Origin of the sequence: Bradyrhizobium archetypum (genome assembly GCF_013114835.1) — a bacterium.
Classification (GTDB): Bacteria; Pseudomonadota; Alphaproteobacteria; order Rhizobiales; family Xanthobacteraceae; genus Bradyrhizobium; species Bradyrhizobium archetypum.
The window spans coordinates 710,881-727,941 of the sequence record NZ_JAAVLW010000001.1; the positions used below are offsets into that span (position 1 = coordinate 710,881).

Sequence of the window (17,061 nt, forward strand, 5' to 3'; positions counted from 1 at the left end):
GGCGGTTCACTCCGCCGGTGCCGCGGCCGCCACCTCCGGGGGCGCACGGTACGCGACGCTGGCGCCCGTCTTCGCCAGCGCGAACAACCCCGCCGCCATCACCGCATAGGCCAGCGCCACACCCGGCGTCACACCGAGGCCGCCGCCGATGCCGACGGCTTCGCCGTGCATGAAGCCGAAATAGGTCATGACGGCACCGGCCATTGCGAAGGCCGAGGCTTTGAGAAAGTCGCGCTCGATCACGAAGACGCCGATCGCACCCAGCACGAGGCCGGCGAGGATCGAGCCACCGCCAATTACTTCCAGACCGCGATAAAGCACGCCCTGCTGCGGCAGGGCCGATATCGCCGCCATCTTGACCGCGTCGACCTTGTCGGCGGCGAGACCGCCAACGGTTTGCGCGGCCGTGATTGTCGAGCCGAGCATGGTGTCGATCTGCAGCTTGGCCCAGGCGGCGAGATGCGGCGTCAGCGCCAGCACGATGGCGGGCGCGTGCTTGATCGGCGCGGTCTGAAACGCCTGCGCGCCGATCAGCATGCCGATATAGAGCAGGATCGGCGAAATCGCGACGACGGGCACCAGTGCGAGCAGGACCGAGATGATGCCGAACCAGCTTAGCAGCACCACCATCAGGCCCGTCGCCGCCGAATAGCCGATTCGACCGCCCATCGCCTTCCAGCCGGGATGGCCGATGTAGACCGCGTTGATGAAGGGATTGCCCATCAAGCAGCCGATCAGGCTCACGACGCCGTCGGCGGTGAGCACGCGCGTCGTCGGATATTCGTCCCCGGCCGCTTCCGCGCTTTCGACATTGTCCATCGCTTCGACGAGATCGTAGATGCCGAACGGAATGGCCGTGACGAGGATGATACCGAGGAATTCGAAGCCGGAGAACACCTGCCCGAACGCCGGCAGCGGCACCGAGAAGCCGAAATTGGCGAAGGCATCACTGAGGCCCTTCAGGCTCAGCCCGCCAAGCCCGAAGCCGAACAGGTTCGAGCCCCAGGCGATCAGCATGCCGGCGGCAATGGCGACGAGGCCGGCCGGAATTCCTCTCGGGTACTTCACCCCGCCGAACCAGCTCACCAGGATGATGGCGAAGCAGACGAGGCCGATCTGCGGCGTCATGTACATCTCCAGCGCCGGCCGCATCGAGATGAAGGTGACGGAGACGCCGGCGAGCGTGCCGAGCAGCGCGGCGCGCGGGGTGATTTTGCGGATGTACGGCGCGATGAAGCCGCCGATCATCAGGATGAAACTCTGGAAGAACACCCAGACGAGGCCTGCCGACCAGCCTTTGACGGGATCGCCGGTTTTCAGCGTGATCGGCAGCATGATCACGAAGGTGACGATGAACATGTGCGGCACGCTGACGCCTGACGGCAGCGCGCAGACGTCGTTGCGGCCGGTCTTCTGCGCCAGCCGGTAGGCGAGATACGCATAGTAGACGGTGGAGAGGCACATCATCAGGCCGAGCGCCGGCAGAATGCGGCCGAACACGAGTGAGTCAGGCATCTTCAACACGAAGCGCAACAGCCCGGTCAGAACCAGCATGTTGACGAGAATGTTGGTGCCGAAGCCGAACAGCGCGTTCCAGTCGCCTGGAGTCCATAACGCCGGCTTGAATCCTGAGGTGCCTGCAGTCCCCGTCCCGCTCGTGCTCATCGTGATGCCCCTACTGCTGCTACTGGAATCACCGGTGAAAGCGCCTCCAGCACCGCGGCTGAGTCGGAGACCCAGCCGAAGATGCCGCCCTGGGCCTTGATCATCTTCAGGCCCATCTCGTGGAATTCGGGAAAATAGGATGCGCAGCCGTCCGCCAGCACCACGCAGCGATAGCCGCGGTCGTTGGCCTCGCGCACGGTCGTGTTGACGCAGACCTCGGTGGTGACGCCGCAGACCAGCAGGTTCTCGATGCCGTGATGTTGCAGCACGTCGCCGAGTTCGGTGGCGTAGAACGCGCCCTTGCCGGGCTTGTCGATCACGATCTCGCCGTGGATCGGATAGAGCTCGGGAATGATGTCGTGGCCCACCTCGCCGCGAATGAGGATACGCCCCATCGGGCCGGGATCGCCGATCCGCAAGGATGGCGCGCCGCGCTCGATCTTGGCCGGCGGCGCGTCCGAGAGATCGGGCAGATGGCCCTCGCGGGTGTGAATGACCAGCATGCCGGCCGCGCGCGCCGCATCCAGCACCGCAGCGATCGGCTTTACCGCGCGCGCGAGCTGGCTGACATCATTGCCGAGTGTTTCGCCGAAGCCGCCGGGCTCCATGAAATCGCGTTGCATGTCGATGATGAGGAGCGCGGTCGCCGTCCAGTCGAGCTCGATCGGCTCAGGCTCCGCTGCGAGCTTTCTTGAGTTCGCCATGACCTACGCGCCCCGAACGAGAACTCCCGCGGGAAAGGCAAGCAAGGCGCATGCCATTGTGTACAATGGCGGCAAGTATCCGGTGAAAACGAATTCGATCGTTCTTTCAATTCGTTGATTGCAGATGCTGTGCGGACGTGCGCGCTGTCCGGCGCTTCCCGGACGTGCATCTGCTCACGAACTGGGCAGCCGCGGCTTAAAGTTCTCGATGAACCGCAGCAGCACGCACGCGCCGGCATCGGCATCGGCAAGTTCGACATGCTCGGCCGGGTTATGGCTGATGCCGCCGCGGCAGCGCACAAACAGCATGGCGACATCGGCGATGTCGATCATCGCCATGCCGTCATGCCCCGCCCCGCTCGGCAGTTCGAATACGCCATAGCCCTCGCCAGCGACCGCTTCGGCGACCTGCGCTTTGAGCCATGGCGCGCAGGGCACCGTTCGGTTTTCGTGGGTAACGTCGATCTGCAGCGACAGTTCACGCCGCTTCGCGATCGCCTTGATCCGCTGCACGATTTCGGCAACCGCCTGCGTGCGGTGCTGATCATCAGGCGCGCGAATATCGAGGGTGAAGGAGGCGCGGCCGGGGATCACGTTGGTCGCCCCTGGCAGCGCGCTGATGACGCCCACGGTGCCGACAAGGCCGGCGTTATCCGCCTTGCAGAACTGCTCGACCGCGACGATGCATTCGGCCGCGCCCGCCAGCGCGTCGCGCCGCAGCGCCATCGGCACCGTGCCGGCGTGGCCGGCCATGCCGGAGAGCGTTGCGGCGAGCCGCGTCGCGCCCGAGATCGCCGTCACCACGCCGACCGGAAGGTTCTGCTGTTCAAGCACCGGCCCCTGCTCGATATGAAGCTCGACATAGGCATGCAGCTCGCCCGGCTTGCGTGCCGCCGCACCGATCTGGCCGGGATCGAGGCCGAACTGCACCATGGCCTCGCGCATGCTGAGGCCGTTCGCGTCGCGCGCTTCGAGCACGCTGTCGTCAAACGTTCCGGCGAGGGCCCGACTGCCGAGCAGCGTGGAGGAAAATCGCACGCCCTCTTCATCGGCAAAACCGATCACCTCGATCGCAAACGGCAACCGCAAGCCGCGACGGTTCAGGTCGGCGACGCAGGCAATCGCCGTGATCACCCCGAGCGGCCCGTCCCATTTGCCGGCGTCGCGCACGGTATCGTAATGCGAGCCCAGCATCAGGCAGGGCAGTCCCGGGTAATCACCCTCGTAGCGGCCGCAGACATTGCCGATGGCGTCGAGATGCGCGGCCATGCCGGCATCCTTCATCCAGGACATGAGGAGATCGGCGGCGGTGCGGTGCTCGGGCGAAAGGAAGATCCGCGCCAGATGTTCGCTCGTCTCCGAAATCGTCGCGAGCTGATTGATCCGGCTTACGATTTCATCGCCGAGTCGCGATCGTGCCGCCTCGCCGCTTGCCGTCTGTGTCTCGTTCATGCTGTTCCAGTGAAGCGCGCCGCGCGCGCGCGGCGCGCTTTCGACATTGTGGGGGTGCTTTTTACCCCCTTCCCACCGTGCACTCAATCTGGCCGTGGGGTTCGTCGGTCGGCAGGAAGACGTCGTTATTGTTATCGAGGCCAAAGGCCGACAGGTTCATCGGGATGAAGTGCATGTTGGGGCAGGCCATGCTGATTTCCGAGATTTCGGGGACCGCCGCCAGTGCCGCCTCGCCCATCCGATAGAGGCTGTCCTGCACGCTCATGCTGTAGGTCGTGCTGAACACTTCCAGCACGGTATCAAGAATCTTCGCGTTGGCGGCCGGATAGTTCGACGGCTTGCCCGACCACTTCCACGACGCGACCATGCTGGTCGCGCACATCCGGTCGGCGGTCTCCGGCAGCGTAGTGTAGCGGTCTTTGGGGTAATTCTCCCAGCCGGACTGCGTCGACTTCATGAAGGAGAACCCGTCGATGCCGGAGGTCAATGTCGACGGCCCGCCCCGCGCAGCCGCGACCTCGACGAACGGCCTGCCATTATTGTCGAGCACGAAGCTGTGGGGATGCGGCTTGCCGCAAAAACTCAGCCGCCTCCATTTGGTCTCGTGCGCAGTGATGGCAACCGAGGCAATCTGCGGATAGGTGTCGAGATATCGTTTTGCCAGCACCTGGCAGAAATCTTCCGCGCAAAGGCCGGTATTCTCGCGCGCCACGACGTTGACGATGTTCTTGATCGTATCTGTGGCCACCGACGTGGAATTGTCGGCATGGGTATAGGCGCGGGCGAAATCGCCTTCCATCATCGCCTTGATGCTGAGCTGGCTGACCTCATGGCGGTCGCCGTCCCGGTGAATCCGCATGACCCGGACGCGGCCCTTTCCGTAGCGGTTCTTGATCAGCGGCATCCAAATGTCTCCCGTTCAGCCGGAATTTGCGGCGATCGCCATCGCCCGTTATGGTTTCAATATTGAGCAACCTTCGTGCCACGGGGCAAGGGTCCGGGAGACGCTTTTGGCACGAGCCTTGTATCGGTTCAGGCAGGCCTGAAAGCCTGCACCAGGGGGATTTCCGAACATGAGCAGCCAAATCCATTCCGTTGACGAGATGCTGCCGGCGCCACGCTTGCTGGCGCTCGGCCTGCAGCATGTGCTCGTGATGTATGCCGGCGCGGTCGCCGTGCCGCTGATCATCGGCCGGGCATTGAAGCTGCCGCCCGAAGACGTCGCCTTCCTGATCAGCGCGGACCTGTTCGCCTGCGGGATGGCCACGCTGGTGCAATGCATCGGCTTTCCCGGCGTCGGAATCCGGCTGCCGGTGATGATGGGCGTCACCTTTGCCTCCGTCAGCCCGATGCTGGCGATGGCCGCCGCACCCGACATCGGCCTGCTCGGTATCTACGGCTCGGTGATCGCAGCCGGGCTGTTTGCGGTTCTCGTCGCCCCCTTCGTGAGCCGGCTGCTGCCGCTGTTTCCGCCCGTCGTGACCGGGACCATCATCCTGGTGATCGGCATTTCGCTGATGCGGGTCGGCATCAACTGGGCCGGCGGCGGTCTGCCGACCTTGACCAAGGTCGTCGACGGCGTACCGGGCGCCTTCCCCAACCCCGCCTACGGTCAGTTGCAAGGGCTCGGGATTGCGCTGTTCGTGCTGCTGGTCATCCTCGGCCTGATCAAATGGGGCTCCGGTTTCATTGCCAACGTCGCGGTGCTCCTTGGCATCGTGGCCGGCGCCATCCTCGCTACCGTGCTCGGCGTCATGCATTTCGAGAAGGTCGCCGCCGCGCCGTGGGGCGCGATCGTGCTGCCGCTGCATTTCGGTGCTCCGAAATTCCAGCTCGTGCCGATCATCACCATGTGCATCGTGATGATCGTGGTGATGATCGAGTCGCTCGGCATGTTCCTGGCGCTTGGCGAGATCACCGGCAAGGCCGTCGACCGCGACGCGCTGACCAGGGGGTTGCGGGCCGACGGCGTCGGTACGTTTCTGGGCGGCCTGTTCAACACCTTTCCCTACACCTCGTTCTCGCAGAATGTCGGCCTCGTCGGCGTCACCGGCGTGCGCTCGCGCTGGGTGACGGTCGCGGGTGGCGGGATCCTGTTGCTGCTCGGGCTGGTGCCGAAGATGGCCGCGCTGGTCGAGGCGGTGCCGATCGTGGTGCTCGGCGGCGCTGGCCTCGTGATGTTCGGTATGGTGGCGGCCACGGGTGCACGCATCCTCACCGCGGTCGATTTCAGAAACAACCGCTACAATCTGTTCGTGGTGGCGATCTCGGTCGGCTTCGGCATGATCCCGCTGGTTTCGCCGAATTTCTTCAAGAACCTGCCGCACGACCTGCACCCACTGCTGGAGTCCGGCATTTTGCTCAGCGCACTGGTCGCGGTGACGCTGAATGCGTTCTTCAACGGCGTCGGCGGCAAGGCGGCGGCGGAAGCGGATGCAGCGGCCGCGGCGGCAACCGCGACGCATTAGGATGGAAGTGATCAACTCCCTCGATAGGTCGCGTAACTCCACGGCGTCACGAGCAGCGGCACGTGGAGATGGCCTTCGGGCTCGCTCACCGAAAAGCGCAGCGGAATCTTGTCGAGAAACGGCGGGTCCGCCATTGGAACGCCATGCCCGGCAAAATAGTCGCCGACGCTGAACAGCAACTCGTAGCGGCCGATCGGCACCGGCCGGCCGCCGATCAATGGCTGATCGGTGCGGCCATCGCTGTTGGTAATGGTCCGCGCCACCACGCGTGGCTGCCCGAGATCGGAAAGTTCGGTGAGTTCAATCGAAATGCCCGCGGCGGGCCTGCCGCTATGCGTATCCAGCACATGGGTCGACAGCCGTCCATGCACCGGCAGCCGGTCCTCGGAGGCGACGAGCTGGTCGAGGCGCAGCGCCGCAATCCGGCAAATTTCCGCAATCGACCTTCGCATTTCGGCCTTCGCATCGTTAGGCAGACGGCGCTCGAAATCACGAAGAATGGAATCGCGGGTATGGCGGCGGACGCAGACGATGTAGGGAAAGCCGAACTTGGCGCGGTAGGCGCGGTTGGCGCGCTCGAAGGCCGCATATTCGGCGTCCGACAGCCGGTCGAGGCCAACACTGTCCTGCTCGGCGGAGGATTCCGGGGTGAGGCCTGTGGCGCGCTGCGTCTTGTTGGCGAGATCGGGATGCGCGCTGATCAGCGCCAGTTGCATTTCATCCGGCGCGCGGTCGACCACCGTCGTCATCGCCGCAAACAACGCGCCGATGCCTGCGAACGGCCGCAGCGCGGCCGCCGCCTCGGCCACCCACGGCGAATGTTCGAAAATATTGGCGAGTGCGGCGACGAAATCGTCCTTGCTGCAATGATTTAGATCGGAAAGCTTCTTCAACATCGATGCCGGCCTATCCGATATCGAAAGCGTTATCGGCAAGGTGCGAAAGGTTGGCGTGCCAATGCTGGGCGATCTCGAGCCGCGTCGGCACCCAGACGCGCTCATGCTGTCCGATATAGTCGAGGAAGCGCATCAGCGACGCCGCGCGGCCGGGACGGCCGACGACCCGGCAGTGCAGGCCGATCGACATCATCTTCGGCGCGCTCTCACCTTCCCTGTAAAGAACGTCAAAGCTGTCCTTGAGATAGGTGAAGAATTCATCGCCACCGCCAAAGCCCTGCGGGTTGATAAAGCGCATGTCGTTGGCATCGAGCGTATAGGGAATGACCAGATGCGGCTTCGAGCCGCGCGACCTGATCCAGTATGGCAGGTCGTCGGCGTAGGAATCGCAGAGGTAAAGCAAACCGCCTGCTTCCATCAGGAGCCGCAGCGTGTTGATCGACGAACGTCCGGTGTACCAGCCGAGCGGGCGCTGCCCGGTTGCCTCGGTGTGGACGCGGATCGCCTCTGCGATCTCGGCCCGCTCCTCGTTCTCCGACATCTCCTTGTGCTCGATCCATCGAAGGCTATGGCTGGCGATATCCCAGCCGGCCTCCTTCATCGCGGCAACCACGTCGGGATTGCGCTTCAACGCCTTGGCGACGCCGAACACGGTGACCGGCAGATTTCGTTCGGTGAACATCCGCCACAGCCGCCAGAAGCCGGCGCGCGAGCCATACTCGAACATCGATTCGATATTGGCATGGCGCTGGCCCGGCCAGGGTTGCGCGCCCAGCACGTCGGACAGGAAGGCCTCCGAGGCGCGATCGCCGTCGAGAACATTGTTCTCGCCGCCCTCCTCGAAATTCACCACGAACTGCACCGCAAGGCGCGCATTGCCCGGCCACTTCGGATCGGGCGGGTTGCGGCCGTAGCCGCGGAAGTCACGCGGGTAGACCGGCGCCGCCATGCTCAAACTTCCTCGAAGCGGATTTTCTGCGCGCCCTGCCACAGCACGGTCTTGCCGAACGTGGTCAGGTTCTCCAGCCCCGACGTCAGCGTGATGAAATGGTTGCCGGCGAGCTGTCCCATCTTGCTCGCGAAATGAACCCCGCCATAGGCCAAGAGAATCTCGGTCTCGCTGATGCCGCCGGGATAGAGAATGATCTGGCCCGGCGCCGGATAGCTGGTGTGGTTCTCGTAGGAGACGCCGAAATCGAGATCGCCGAGCGGCATCCAGACACCCTCCCCGCTCCAGCGGACGTGGATCGCCTGGCTCTCGAATGGCATCGCCTTGCGAAAGGCGGCAACCGTCTTCGGCGCCAGTTGCTCCTCGAAGCGGGCCTGAAAGGTGAATTCACCGGCACGGACAATCAGTTGGCTCATCGATCTCTTCTTCTGGATGTAGGTATGAGGACGGGTTCAGCCGTATCCATTGCAGCCGGAACAAGCGGACGCAAGGCCGATTCCGGCCTCGCGGGCGGCCTTCAGCGCCTGAAATCTGCGCTTGCGGGCCTCAATTTTGAGCCCTTGCCGCGATCGGCCCTGAGGCAGCATCCGGTCGTTCAAAGAGAGCGCCGGGACCGGCGAGCGGCGGCGATATCATGGCGCGTTCGCGCGGGAACGCTTCGGGCATCTCCTCGCGAATGAAGGCCAGCAGCTTTTCCCTGATCTCGCATCGAAGGTCCCAGGATTGCGGCGCCGATCTGGCGCTGACCAGCGCCCGAAGCTCGATCGACCGCGGGGTCGATTCGATCACCTGGAGATTGACCACGGCGCCATCCCACAATTTGGACTCGCGCGCAGCCTCCTCCAACCGTTGCCTGATCCGCGAGACGTCGGTGCAGTAATCGACATGAAAGGCGATGGCCCCGATCAGCGACTGGGTGTCGCGGGTCCAGTTCTGGAACGGACGCTCGATGAAGTACGACAGCGGGACCACCATCCGCCGCCAGTCCCAGAGGCGAACCACGACATAGGTCGAGGCGATGTCCTCGATCCATCCCCATTCGTTCTCGATGATGACGGCGTCCTCGATCCGGATCGGCTGGGTGATCGCGATCTGCACGCCGGCGATCAGGTTCGAAAGCAAGGGCCTTGCGGCAAGGCCGACGATCAGGCCGGCGGCGCCGGCGGAGGCGAACAGGCTGACGCCGTATTGCTTGACGGATTCGAAGGTCATCAAAGCGGTGGAAATCGCAATGATCACGACCAGCGTATCGATCACGCGCTTGAAGACGCGAACCTGGGTGACGTGCTTGCGGGCGAGAAAGTTCTCATCGGTATCGAGGCGGAACCGCTGCAGGTAACGCGCAGCGCCCATGTCGACGGCACGAACCGTGATCCAGCCGATCAGCGCGATTACCGCGACGATGAAAAAGTGCCTGAGCTGCTCGCGCAGAACGTCGTTCAGCGGCGCCAGCGGCAGCACCAGCGCCACGGCCACCAGGCAAAGCGCCAGCCGCGCCGGGCCCGCGATCCGTTGTAGAAGCAGAGTTACGGCCGGCCAGCGCTGTCCGATCGCGCGTCTGACAATCCGCGCCGCAATGCCGTGCACGAATAGCGCAATGATGATGGCGCCGACGACGAGGCCGAGCCCCACCAGCCATTGCGGCACCCAGCCAAATATCTGTTCGAACCTTGACAGGATTTCATCCATTGCGATCCCCGCTGCTGTCGCCCTAGGCCTTGGCCGCTAACGCACTCAACCGTGCATTGGTCCCGTATCTGACGCAGCGCAGCAATTCATGACGCGCAAGGTGGAACTGGGCCGGACAGGAAGGGAACTTTGGCTCGATGGCACCGTCCGGCGTTATTCGCCGCGCCAGAACGCGGTCTGCAGCGGCAGTTGATGTTTGATCATCGCCACGCCATCGACCACCTTCAGGCCGCGCGCAGCACAGGCTTGCATGAACTCGGTCCGGCGGGCGGCGATGATGTCGAACACGGCGCAATCATCCGGCAGCCTCGCCGGATCCATCGGCAGCGCGTCCGTGTCGTGAAGCCCGAGCGAGGTGGCGTTGACGAGAAGCCCGGCGTCATCGAATTTCTCGTCGAAGCTGATCTCGAGGCCGGCGAAACGGCTGCGAAGTTTGGCGGCGAGGATTTCGACCGGCCCCGGCGTTTCGTTCAGGATTCGCAGCCGGCGCAGTCCCGCGGCAGCGAGCGCGTGACAGATCGCGCGGCCCGCTCCGCCCGCGCCGATCACGACGCAGCGACGATCGGAATCAAAGATGCCAGCCTCACGCGCGGCATTCAGGAAACCGCCACCATCGAAGGATTCGCCAACAAGCCGGCCGCCGGCCTCGATCCGGATCGTGTTGACCACGCCTTCGAACTCGGCGGCCGGCCCGACCGCGTCGCATAACTCGAACGCGGCCGGCTTGTGCGGCATGGTGAGATTAAAGCCAGCGACGCTCGGCGATTTTGCCAGCGCGCGAATGGTATCGGCCAGATGCGCCGGTGCGATGTCGAGCGGCACCATGTGCCAGTCGAGTCCGTTGCCCTGGAAGTACGGCGTGTAGTGGCGCGGCGCGCCGACGTGGCCGGCCGGATGGGCGAAGATGAAGACGAAGCGTGAAGCCCCGCTCGGAAGCCGCATTGCTCTATCCTTTCACGGCGCCGGCCGTCAGCCCGCTCACCAGATAGCGGCGCACCGCGAGCGAGAAGATCAGGACCGGCGCCATCACCAGCGATCCGCCGGCGGCGATCTTGCCCCACTCCCATCCCTCGTAGTTCATGAAATTCACCACGGCGACCGGCGCGGTGCGCGCGTTGGTGCGTGTCAGAATCAGCGCGAAGAAGAAGTCGTTCCAGGCGTAGAGAAAGCACAGGATCGCGGTGGCGGCGATGCCGGGCGCGACCATCGGCAGCACGATTTCGAGGAAGATCACGCGGATTGGCGCGCCATCGACCAGTGCCGCCTCCTCCAGCGAGGGCGGCACCGTCTCGAAGAACGGCTGCATCATCCAGATCACCAGCGGCAGGTTGAAGCTGGTGTAGACCAGCACGAGGCCCGTCACGGTATCGAGCAGCCCGATCCAGCGATAGAACAGGAAGAAGGGAATCGTGAACGCGATCGGCGGCGCCATCCGCGTCACCAGGATCGCAAAGCCGAGCGCATGCCTGCCCCGCCCGGCCCATCGCGACAACGCGTAGGCCGCTGGCACTCCGAGTAGGAGCGCCAGCGCGGTGGAGAACGAGGCACTCATCAGGCTGTTGACGAAGGAGGCCGGAAACGCGCCCTGCCACAGCGAGGTGTAATTCTCCAGCGTGGGCTTGAAGAGCAAGGGCGGCGGAAACTGCAGGATCAGCTCGTTGGACTTGAAGCTCATCTGCAGGAGCCAGAGGAACGGCGACAGCAATACGAGCAGCGTCGCGCCGATCGCAGCGAGCCTGCCCCGGCTAGCCGAACGGCGGATCGGCCCGCTCATGCCTGCACTCATGCCATGGCCTCCCGGCGGCGGCCCATCCACACCACGCCGAACGAGACGGCAACGACGAGCAGCAGCAACACGACCGTGACCGAGCTGGAATAGCCGATCTCGTTGAAGTCGAATGCGAGCAGATAGGCGTAATAGTTCGTCACCTCGGTGACGCTGCCCGGCCCGCCGCCGGTCAAGAGGAACACCAGCGGGAAAGCCTTGACGCTGTCGATCAGCCGAAACATGCCCGAAATCACCAGCACCGGCGTAATGAAGGGAAGCGTGACGTAGTAGAAGATCTGCAGCCGGTTGGCGCCGTCGACGAGGGCGGCCTCCGAAAACTCGTCCGGAATGGTCTGCAACGCGGCCAGCACCATCAGAAAGGTAAACGGAAGCCATTCCCAGCTGTCGGCGATGATGATCGCGGTCAGCGCAAAATCGACGCTGGAGGTCAACGACGGCATCGTCACGTTGAGCAGGCTTGCCGCGTAATAGAGCGGGCTGATGTCGGGCGTATAGATCAGCTTCCAGATGATCGCCACGACGATAGGCGGCAGCACCATCGGAATCAGGAAGAAGGTGCGGGCGAATTCCACAATCCGCGACTGCGTGTGCAGCAACAGCGCCAGCAGCATGCCGAGCAGGACCTGAAACAGCACGCCCCAGAACGACAGCTTGGCCTGCACCCACAGTGAATTGACGAAGCGCGGATCATCAGGCAGCAGGCGATAGTTGCGCAAGGGCGAAGAGAAATCGGTCGACGATCCCGGATTGACCAGTTGAAACGGCGTCAGGCTGGTCACGACGAGATAGATCGCGGGCAGACCTGCGATCACAAACAACACGACCAGGCTCGGCGCCAGCGCGATGGCGTTGAAGTGGCGGCGCCCGGCGTCGACCAGTCCACTTCCCTTCAAAGCGCAGTTCCGGCCCGGCGGAGATTGGCGACCGCCTGCTCCTGCGCGGCGTTCATCGCGGCTTGGGCGGCAAGCTGCCCGGTCGCCACCTGCTCGAACGCCTTGTTCAGCACATCGCCCACGATCGGGAATTCCTTCACCGTGCGATAGGCCATGTAGTTCTCGCCCTTGGCCGGAAGCCCCAGCACTTCGAGATAGAGCGCGCCGAGGTCCTGGCCGTTGACCGTGTTGAGCTTGCGGTACTCCTCGCTCTCGATCACCGATCTGCGGCAGACCGAGGAATGGCCGTGCTCCTTGACGAGCCGCATCGAGATTTCCGGGCTGACCGCCCATTTGATGAATTCCCATGCGGCCTTCTTGTTCTTGGCGTTCTTGGGAATGCCGAGACCCTGGCTGTTGGAGGCCGGGAAGTCATGCACGGGGCCGGCGGGCATCCGCACGACGCGCGAGGTGTCCTTCACCTTGCTGTCGTTCGAGAGCAGAATCGGCGTGATCCAGGCGCTGGAATGAATGAAGATGTTGGAGCGGCCGGTCAGCAGGGCCTGGCGCGCCTGATCCTCGGTATAGGTGAGCACGCCCTTCGGCGCGTAGTTCTTGAGCAGATTTGCATAGAACTCCACGGCCTGAATGGCCTGCGGTGAGTTCAGCGCCGGCATGATGTCGGCGGGCGGATTGCGAAAGATGTTGCCGCCAAAGCCCTGGATATAGGGCGGCAGGCACCAGTGATGGAGCTGGAAGCTGACGATGCCGTTGACGTTGTCGGTGCCGTTGATCTCGGCGCAGACCTGCTGCAGCTCGGCAAAGCTTTCCGGAATCTTGAGACCCTTTTTCTCCATCAGGTCCATGCGCGACAGCCCCATCACCATGGCGCCGCCTTCCCAGGAATAGCCGTAAGTGGCGCCCTTGGCGTCGCGATACGGCACCTGCGCGCCCTCGACGAAATCCTTCGGATTCCATTCGGCCGGAGTCAGGTTGGGATCGGACGTGAACTCATCGAGATTGGTGAGCAGCCCGGCCGCGACCCAGCGTGCGGCAAGGATAAAGGTCACGTTGACGAAATCGAACGCCGATCCGCCCGACGACAGTTCGAGATTGGCCTGCTGGTTGTAGACGGGAAAGGCCGAAAGCTGCAGATCGACCTTCATGCCAGTCTGTGCCTCGAATTCCGGAATGTAGTTCTGCAGCAGGGTGAAGAAGCGGTGCTGGAAGGATGCGCCGCGCAGCGTGATCCCGGCAAACGGTTTGGTTTGCGCGATACCCGGCATCGGAAACGCTGCCGCGCCGAGGGTAGCCGCGCCGGCCTGAAGCAATCTGCGGCGGCTGAGTGCCGAGGATCGACGGCGGGAATGGTTGTTGGTCACGGCAGCCTCCCTGTCTGTTTTTTGATAATATGACCGACATAAAATGCCATGTCAAAAGAAGGCTAGGTCAAAATTGGAGAGCTATCCGCCATAGATTGACATCGCCTCATAATAAAGCAGACAATATTGTTCCAACGCTTGAGGGTCACGATTTGCCCAGGGACGCCGAACCCCGCCAGTCCAACACGCATGTCGCGCGCGAGATCGCAAAACTGATCGTGACCGGCGTGTGGCAGGAAGGCTGGACCCTGCCGCGGGAGATCGAGCTCGCCTCGCAGTTCGAGGTCAGCCGCACCTCGATTCGGGAGTCGCTCTCCATTCTCAAGGCCAAGGGATTGATCGCCGCCCGCCAGAAGGCCGGCACGCATGTCCGCGAGCGGATCAACTGGAACATGCTGGACGCTGAGCTTTTGGAATGGACCTGGGCAGGACGGCCGAGCGAGGAGTTCGCCCGGCAGCTCACGCAGGTGCGCCGGATCGTCGAGCCGGAAGCCTGCGCGATCTGCGCCGAGCGCGGCTCGGACACCGATCTTGCCCGCATCGAACGCGCTTATCGCGAGATGGATGCAGCGGGCATGGATAGCCGCGCCTATTCCGAGCCCGACCTTCGCTTTCATCGCGGTATCCTGACAGCGACGGGCAACGACTTTCTGGTCGCGTTCGGCGCGACCGTCGAAGCCGCATTGCGCATGTCGTTCGAGCTGTCGACCTTGAACCCCGGCGCGCCGCGCAAGAGCCTGCCCTATCACCGCGCTATCCTCGACGAGATCTGGGCCCGCAATCCCGACGGTGCGCGGCGTGCGATGCACCGCCTGATGGACCTGACCGAGCGCAATATCACGTCCGCTCTGTCGCGCCGCAGAAATGGCGAAGCGATGGCGGCCGCCGCGGAACGCGAAGGCGACGCGTAAACGCAAGTCGCTAAGCGCTTGCATTCCCTGAACGATGCGCGTTTCATTCGGATCAAGCAACAACGTCCGGGGAAACACAATGCCCGCGAGAATCATCGGAATGATCGGCACCCAGCAGGAAGGTGTCGCGGTTCACCTGATCAAGGGACAGATATCGCGGCAATGGGTGATCGACTTTACCCGACTGCATGAGCAGTGGAACTATGATGCCGTCCTTGTTGGTTATTACGCCTCCGCCGCCGAAGGTTTTGCGATTGCTCTCTATGCGGCCGATCACACCGAGCGGATCAAGTTCCTGATCGCGCACCGGCCGGGCTCGGTGGCCCCCGCACTGGCCGCGCGGCAGGTCGCGACCTTCGACCAACTCACGCAGGGCCGGATGGCGCTGCATATCATCGCCGGTACCAGCGACGCCGACCAGGCCAGCGAGGGCGATTTTCTGCCCAAGAACGACCGCTACCGCCGCGCCGGCGAATATCTGGAGGTGATGCAAAAACTCTGGACCAGTGACAGCCCGATCGATCACAAGGGTGAATTTTATCGCGTCGAGGGCGGCTATTCCGATATCAAGCCGCATCAGCAGCCTTACCCCAGCCTCTTCTTCGGCGGCTCGTCGGAGGGCGCGCTGGAGATGGGCGCCAGGCATTGCGACGTGTTCGCGATCTTCGGCGAGCCGCTGAAGGAGACACGCGAGCGGGTGCAGGATTTTCGCCGTCGCGCCGCCGCCTTCGGCCGCAACGTCGGCTTCAACATGTCGCTGCGGCCGATAATGGCGGATACCGAAGGCGCCGCATGGGACAAGGCTAATGCGCTACTGGCGGATATCGAACGCAAGACGGGCGCCGCGCCGCAGCCGACCAATCATTCCTCTGAGCGCCTGCTCGGCTACGCCGCGCGCGGCGACGTCCATGACGAGCGGCTATGGATGGGGATTGCCCGCGCCACCGGCGCGCCCGGCAACACGTCCTGCCTGGTCGGAACGCCCGATCAGATCGCGGCAGCGGTGCTGGAATATTACCGGCTCGGCATTCATTCCTTCCTGCTGCGCGGCTTCGAGAATCCGCATGACACGATGGCGATCGGCCGCGATCTGATTCCGCGCATCAAGGAAGGCGCGCTTGCAATCGACCGGCAGGCCGAAGCGGCCGAATAGAGTTCACCTGAAGCATCCGCACGGACCTCAGAAGCCTGTGCAAGGTCTTGGCGCATGAAGGGGAAAACGCATGGAAAAATTTGCATGAAGGCAGTCGTTGTCGAGAACTATGATTCGATCGACCGCATCGCGATCAAAGAGATCGATGCGCCCGGCCTCGCCGCCGGCGAAGTCCGCGTCAGGATCGGCGCAGCGGCAGTCGGCTTCGTCGATGGCTTGAAGGTGCAGGGTCTTTACCAGACCAAGGATCCGCTGCCGTTCGTGCCGGGAACGGAGTTTGCCGGAACTGTCGACGCCGTCGCGGACAATGTCGGCGCGTTCAAGCCGGGCATGCCGGTGATCGGGATGGCCCGTTCCGGGGCGCTGGCCGAATACATCGCGGTGCCATCAGCAGCGCTCCAGAAACTGCCGCCACAGGTTTCCTTCGAAGCCGGCGCATCGTTTCAAGCCAACTATCTGACCGGGCTTTACGCGCTGGATGCCCGCGCGGCGCTGCGCCAGGGCGAGATATTGCTGGTGCTGGGCGCGGCGGGCGGCGTCGGTATTGCGGCCGTTCAGATCGGCAAACTGATGGGCGCGCGGGTGATCGCGGCCGCCTCAACCGCGGAGAAGCGTGACTTCGCGGTTCGTTATGGCGCCGATCAGACCATCGACTACACCAAGGCGGACTGGCGCGACACGCTCAAGGAATTGACCGGCGGCTATGGGCCGGATGTGATTTACGATCCGGTCGGGGGTGACGTATCGCTGCAGGCTTTCCGCTCAATCGCCTGGCGCGGCCGGCATCTTGTGGTCGGATTCGCCTCGGGCACCATCCCGGCGCTGGCGTTCAACCTGCCGCTGCTCAAAGGCGGCGCCCTGCTCGGCGTCGATCTCGCCCAGATCCAGAAGCGCGAGCCGGAGACGCACACCCGCCTGATGGCGCAATTATTCGACTGGCTGGCATCGGAAAAATTGCAGCCGGTGGTCGGGAAGGTCGTGCCGTTCGAGAATTTCCGCGAGGCCTTCAAGACCATGCAGTCGCGATCGGCGCTCGGCAAGATGATCGTCAAATTCGGCTGAAGCAACGCATCGATAAGGGACTTGGCGCCAGGCGCCCGATCATCCAAGCACTGTTTCCGTCCGACCAAG

At 63.6% G+C, this 17,061-nt stretch carries 16 protein-coding genes; 4 read left to right on the plus strand and 12 right to left on the minus strand.

Annotation, left to right across the window (positions count from 1 at the left end; translation table 11 throughout):
- Positions 1-6 precede the first annotated feature (6 nt).
- The 4 genes from HCN50_RS03145 to pucL form a co-directional block, all read right to left on the minus strand.
- Positions 7-1,665 carry a regulator gene (locus HCN50_RS03145; protein ID WP_171708142.1) on the minus strand — a complete coding sequence of 553 codons (1,659 nt, stop codon included), beginning with the start codon at positions 1,663-1,665 and terminating at the stop codon, positions 7-9.
- Positions 1,662-2,369: a cysteine hydrolase family protein gene (locus tag HCN50_RS03150; protein ID WP_171708143.1), complete on the minus strand. Its 708-nt coding sequence runs from the start codon at positions 2,367-2,369 to the stop codon at positions 1,662-1,664. The genes HCN50_RS03145 and HCN50_RS03150 overlap by 4 nt, the downstream gene beginning before the upstream one ends.
- 174 nt (positions 2,370-2,543) lie before the next feature.
- Complete coding sequence (locus tag HCN50_RS03155) at positions 2,544-3,821, minus strand: allantoate amidohydrolase (protein WP_171708144.1); 1,278 nt, start codon at positions 3,819-3,821, stop codon at positions 2,544-2,546.
- A gap of 61 nt (positions 3,822-3,882) precedes the next feature.
- On the minus strand, positions 3,883-4,725 hold the full coding sequence (gene pucL / locus HCN50_RS03160; RefSeq protein ID WP_171708145.1) for a factor-independent urate hydroxylase: 843 nt from the start codon (positions 4,723-4,725) through the stop codon (positions 3,883-3,885).
- Between the two features lie 169 nt (positions 4,726-4,894).
- Here pucL and HCN50_RS03165 point away from each other — a divergent pair, with 169 nt between their 5' ends.
- Complete coding sequence (locus HCN50_RS03165) at positions 4,895-6,289, plus strand: nucleobase:cation symporter-2 family protein (protein ID WP_171708146.1); 1,395 nt, start codon at positions 4,895-4,897, stop codon at positions 6,287-6,289.
- An 11-nt stretch (positions 6,290-6,300) separates the two neighbouring features.
- On the opposite strand, the gene uraD is transcribed toward HCN50_RS03165, so the two are convergent.
- The 8 genes from uraD to HCN50_RS33375 all read right to left on the minus strand — a co-directional run bounded on the left by uraD (position 6,301) and on the right by HCN50_RS33375 (position 13,866).
- Positions 6,301-7,185 carry a 2-oxo-4-hydroxy-4-carboxy-5-ureidoimidazoline decarboxylase gene (gene uraD, locus HCN50_RS03170; protein ID WP_171708147.1) on the minus strand — a complete coding sequence of 295 codons (885 nt, stop codon included), beginning with the start codon at positions 7,183-7,185 and terminating at the stop codon, positions 6,301-6,303.
- Positions 7,186-7,195: 10 nt separating this feature from the next.
- A complete protein-coding gene (gene puuE, locus HCN50_RS03175) occupies positions 7,196-8,134 on the minus strand; it encodes an allantoinase PuuE (RefSeq protein ID WP_171708148.1) in 939 nt (312 codons plus the stop codon).
- A 2-nt stretch (positions 8,135-8,136) separates the two neighbouring features.
- Entirely contained in the window at positions 8,137-8,550 is a 414-nt protein-coding gene (locus HCN50_RS03180; protein ID WP_171708149.1) for a DUF3830 family protein, read from the minus strand.
- Positions 8,551-8,680: 130 nt separating this feature from the next.
- Positions 8,681-9,823 (minus strand): mechanosensitive ion channel family protein, encoded by a 1,143-nt coding sequence (locus HCN50_RS03185; RefSeq protein ID WP_171708150.1) that lies wholly within the window; start codon positions 9,821-9,823, stop codon positions 8,681-8,683.
- A gap of 153 nt (positions 9,824-9,976) precedes the next feature.
- The gene (locus HCN50_RS03190; protein WP_171708151.1) at positions 9,977-10,765 is read right to left on the minus strand and encodes a shikimate dehydrogenase family protein; all 789 of its coding nucleotides are present in this window, start codon (positions 10,763-10,765) and stop codon (positions 9,977-9,979) included.
- 4 nt (positions 10,766-10,769) lie between these two features.
- Positions 10,770-11,609 carry a carbohydrate ABC transporter permease gene (locus tag HCN50_RS03195; protein WP_210264745.1) on the minus strand — a complete coding sequence of 280 codons (840 nt, stop codon included), beginning with the start codon at positions 11,607-11,609 and terminating at the stop codon, positions 10,770-10,772.
- Positions 11,606-12,505, minus strand: coding sequence for a carbohydrate ABC transporter permease (locus HCN50_RS03200; protein ID WP_171708152.1), 900 nt, complete (start codon positions 12,503-12,505; stop codon positions 11,606-11,608). The genes HCN50_RS03195 and HCN50_RS03200 overlap by 4 nt, the downstream gene beginning before the upstream one ends.
- On the minus strand, positions 12,502-13,866 hold the full coding sequence (locus HCN50_RS33375) for an ABC transporter substrate-binding protein (RefSeq protein ID WP_311966964.1): 1,365 nt from the start codon (positions 13,864-13,866) through the stop codon (positions 12,502-12,504). The genes HCN50_RS03200 and HCN50_RS33375 overlap by 4 nt, the downstream gene beginning before the upstream one ends.
- Positions 13,867-14,018: 152 nt before the next feature.
- Here HCN50_RS33375 and HCN50_RS03210 point away from each other — a divergent pair, with 152 nt between their 5' ends.
- The 3 genes from HCN50_RS03210 to HCN50_RS03220 all read left to right on the plus strand — a co-directional run bounded on the left by HCN50_RS03210 (position 14,019) and on the right by HCN50_RS03220 (position 16,992).
- Positions 14,019-14,777 (plus strand): FadR/GntR family transcriptional regulator, encoded by a 759-nt coding sequence (locus HCN50_RS03210; protein WP_210264747.1) that lies wholly within the window; start codon positions 14,019-14,021, stop codon positions 14,775-14,777.
- A gap of 79 nt (positions 14,778-14,856) precedes the next feature.
- Entirely contained in the window at positions 14,857-15,930 is a 1,074-nt protein-coding gene (locus HCN50_RS03215) for an LLM class flavin-dependent oxidoreductase (protein WP_171708153.1), read from the plus strand.
- 84 nt (positions 15,931-16,014) lie between these two features.
- Positions 16,015-16,992 carry an NADPH:quinone oxidoreductase family protein gene (locus HCN50_RS03220; RefSeq protein WP_171708154.1) on the plus strand — a complete coding sequence of 326 codons (978 nt, stop codon included), beginning with the start codon at positions 16,015-16,017 and terminating at the stop codon, positions 16,990-16,992.
- The last annotated feature ends 69 nt before the right edge of the window (positions 16,993-17,061 follow it).

Excerpts from the sequence above, each read along its gene's own strand:
- HCN50_RS03155 (WP_171708144.1), bottom strand. The coding sequence starts at position 3,821 with ATGAACGAGACACAGACGGCAAGCGGCGAGGCGGCACGATCGCGACTC.
- HCN50_RS03190 (WP_171708151.1), bottom strand. The coding sequence starts at position 10,765 with ATGCGGCTTCCGAGCGGGGCTTCACGCTTCGTCTTCATCTTCGCCCAT.
- pucL (WP_171708145.1), bottom strand. The coding sequence starts at position 4,725 with ATGCCGCTGATCAAGAACCGCTACGGAAAGGGCCGCGTCCGGGTCATG.
- HCN50_RS03165 (WP_171708146.1), top strand. The coding sequence starts at position 4,895 with ATGAGCAGCCAAATCCATTCCGTTGACGAGATGCTGCCGGCGCCACGC.
- HCN50_RS03150 (WP_171708143.1), bottom strand. The coding sequence starts at position 2,369 with ATGGCGAACTCAAGAAAGCTCGCAGCGGAGCCTGAGCCGATCGAGCTC.
- HCN50_RS03220 (WP_171708154.1), top strand. The coding sequence starts at position 16,015 with ATGAAGGCAGTCGTTGTCGAGAACTATGATTCGATCGACCGCATCGCG.
- uraD (WP_171708147.1), bottom strand. The coding sequence starts at position 7,185 with ATGTTGAAGAAGCTTTCCGATCTAAATCATTGCAGCAAGGACGATTTC.
- HCN50_RS03180 (WP_171708149.1), bottom strand. The coding sequence starts at position 8,550 with ATGAGCCAACTGATTGTCCGTGCCGGTGAATTCACCTTTCAGGCCCGC.
- HCN50_RS03145 (WP_171708142.1), bottom strand. The coding sequence starts at position 1,665 with ATGAGCACGAGCGGGACGGGGACTGCAGGCACCTCAGGATTCAAGCCG.
- HCN50_RS03185 (WP_171708150.1), bottom strand. The coding sequence starts at position 9,823 with ATGGATGAAATCCTGTCAAGGTTCGAACAGATATTTGGCTGGGTGCCG.
- HCN50_RS03195 (WP_210264745.1), bottom strand. The coding sequence starts at position 11,609 with ATGAGTGCAGGCATGAGCGGGCCGATCCGCCGTTCGGCTAGCCGGGGC.
- HCN50_RS03215 (WP_171708153.1), top strand. The coding sequence starts at position 14,857 with ATGCCCGCGAGAATCATCGGAATGATCGGCACCCAGCAGGAAGGTGTC.
- puuE (WP_171708148.1), bottom strand. The coding sequence starts at position 8,134 with ATGGCGGCGCCGGTCTACCCGCGTGACTTCCGCGGCTACGGCCGCAAC.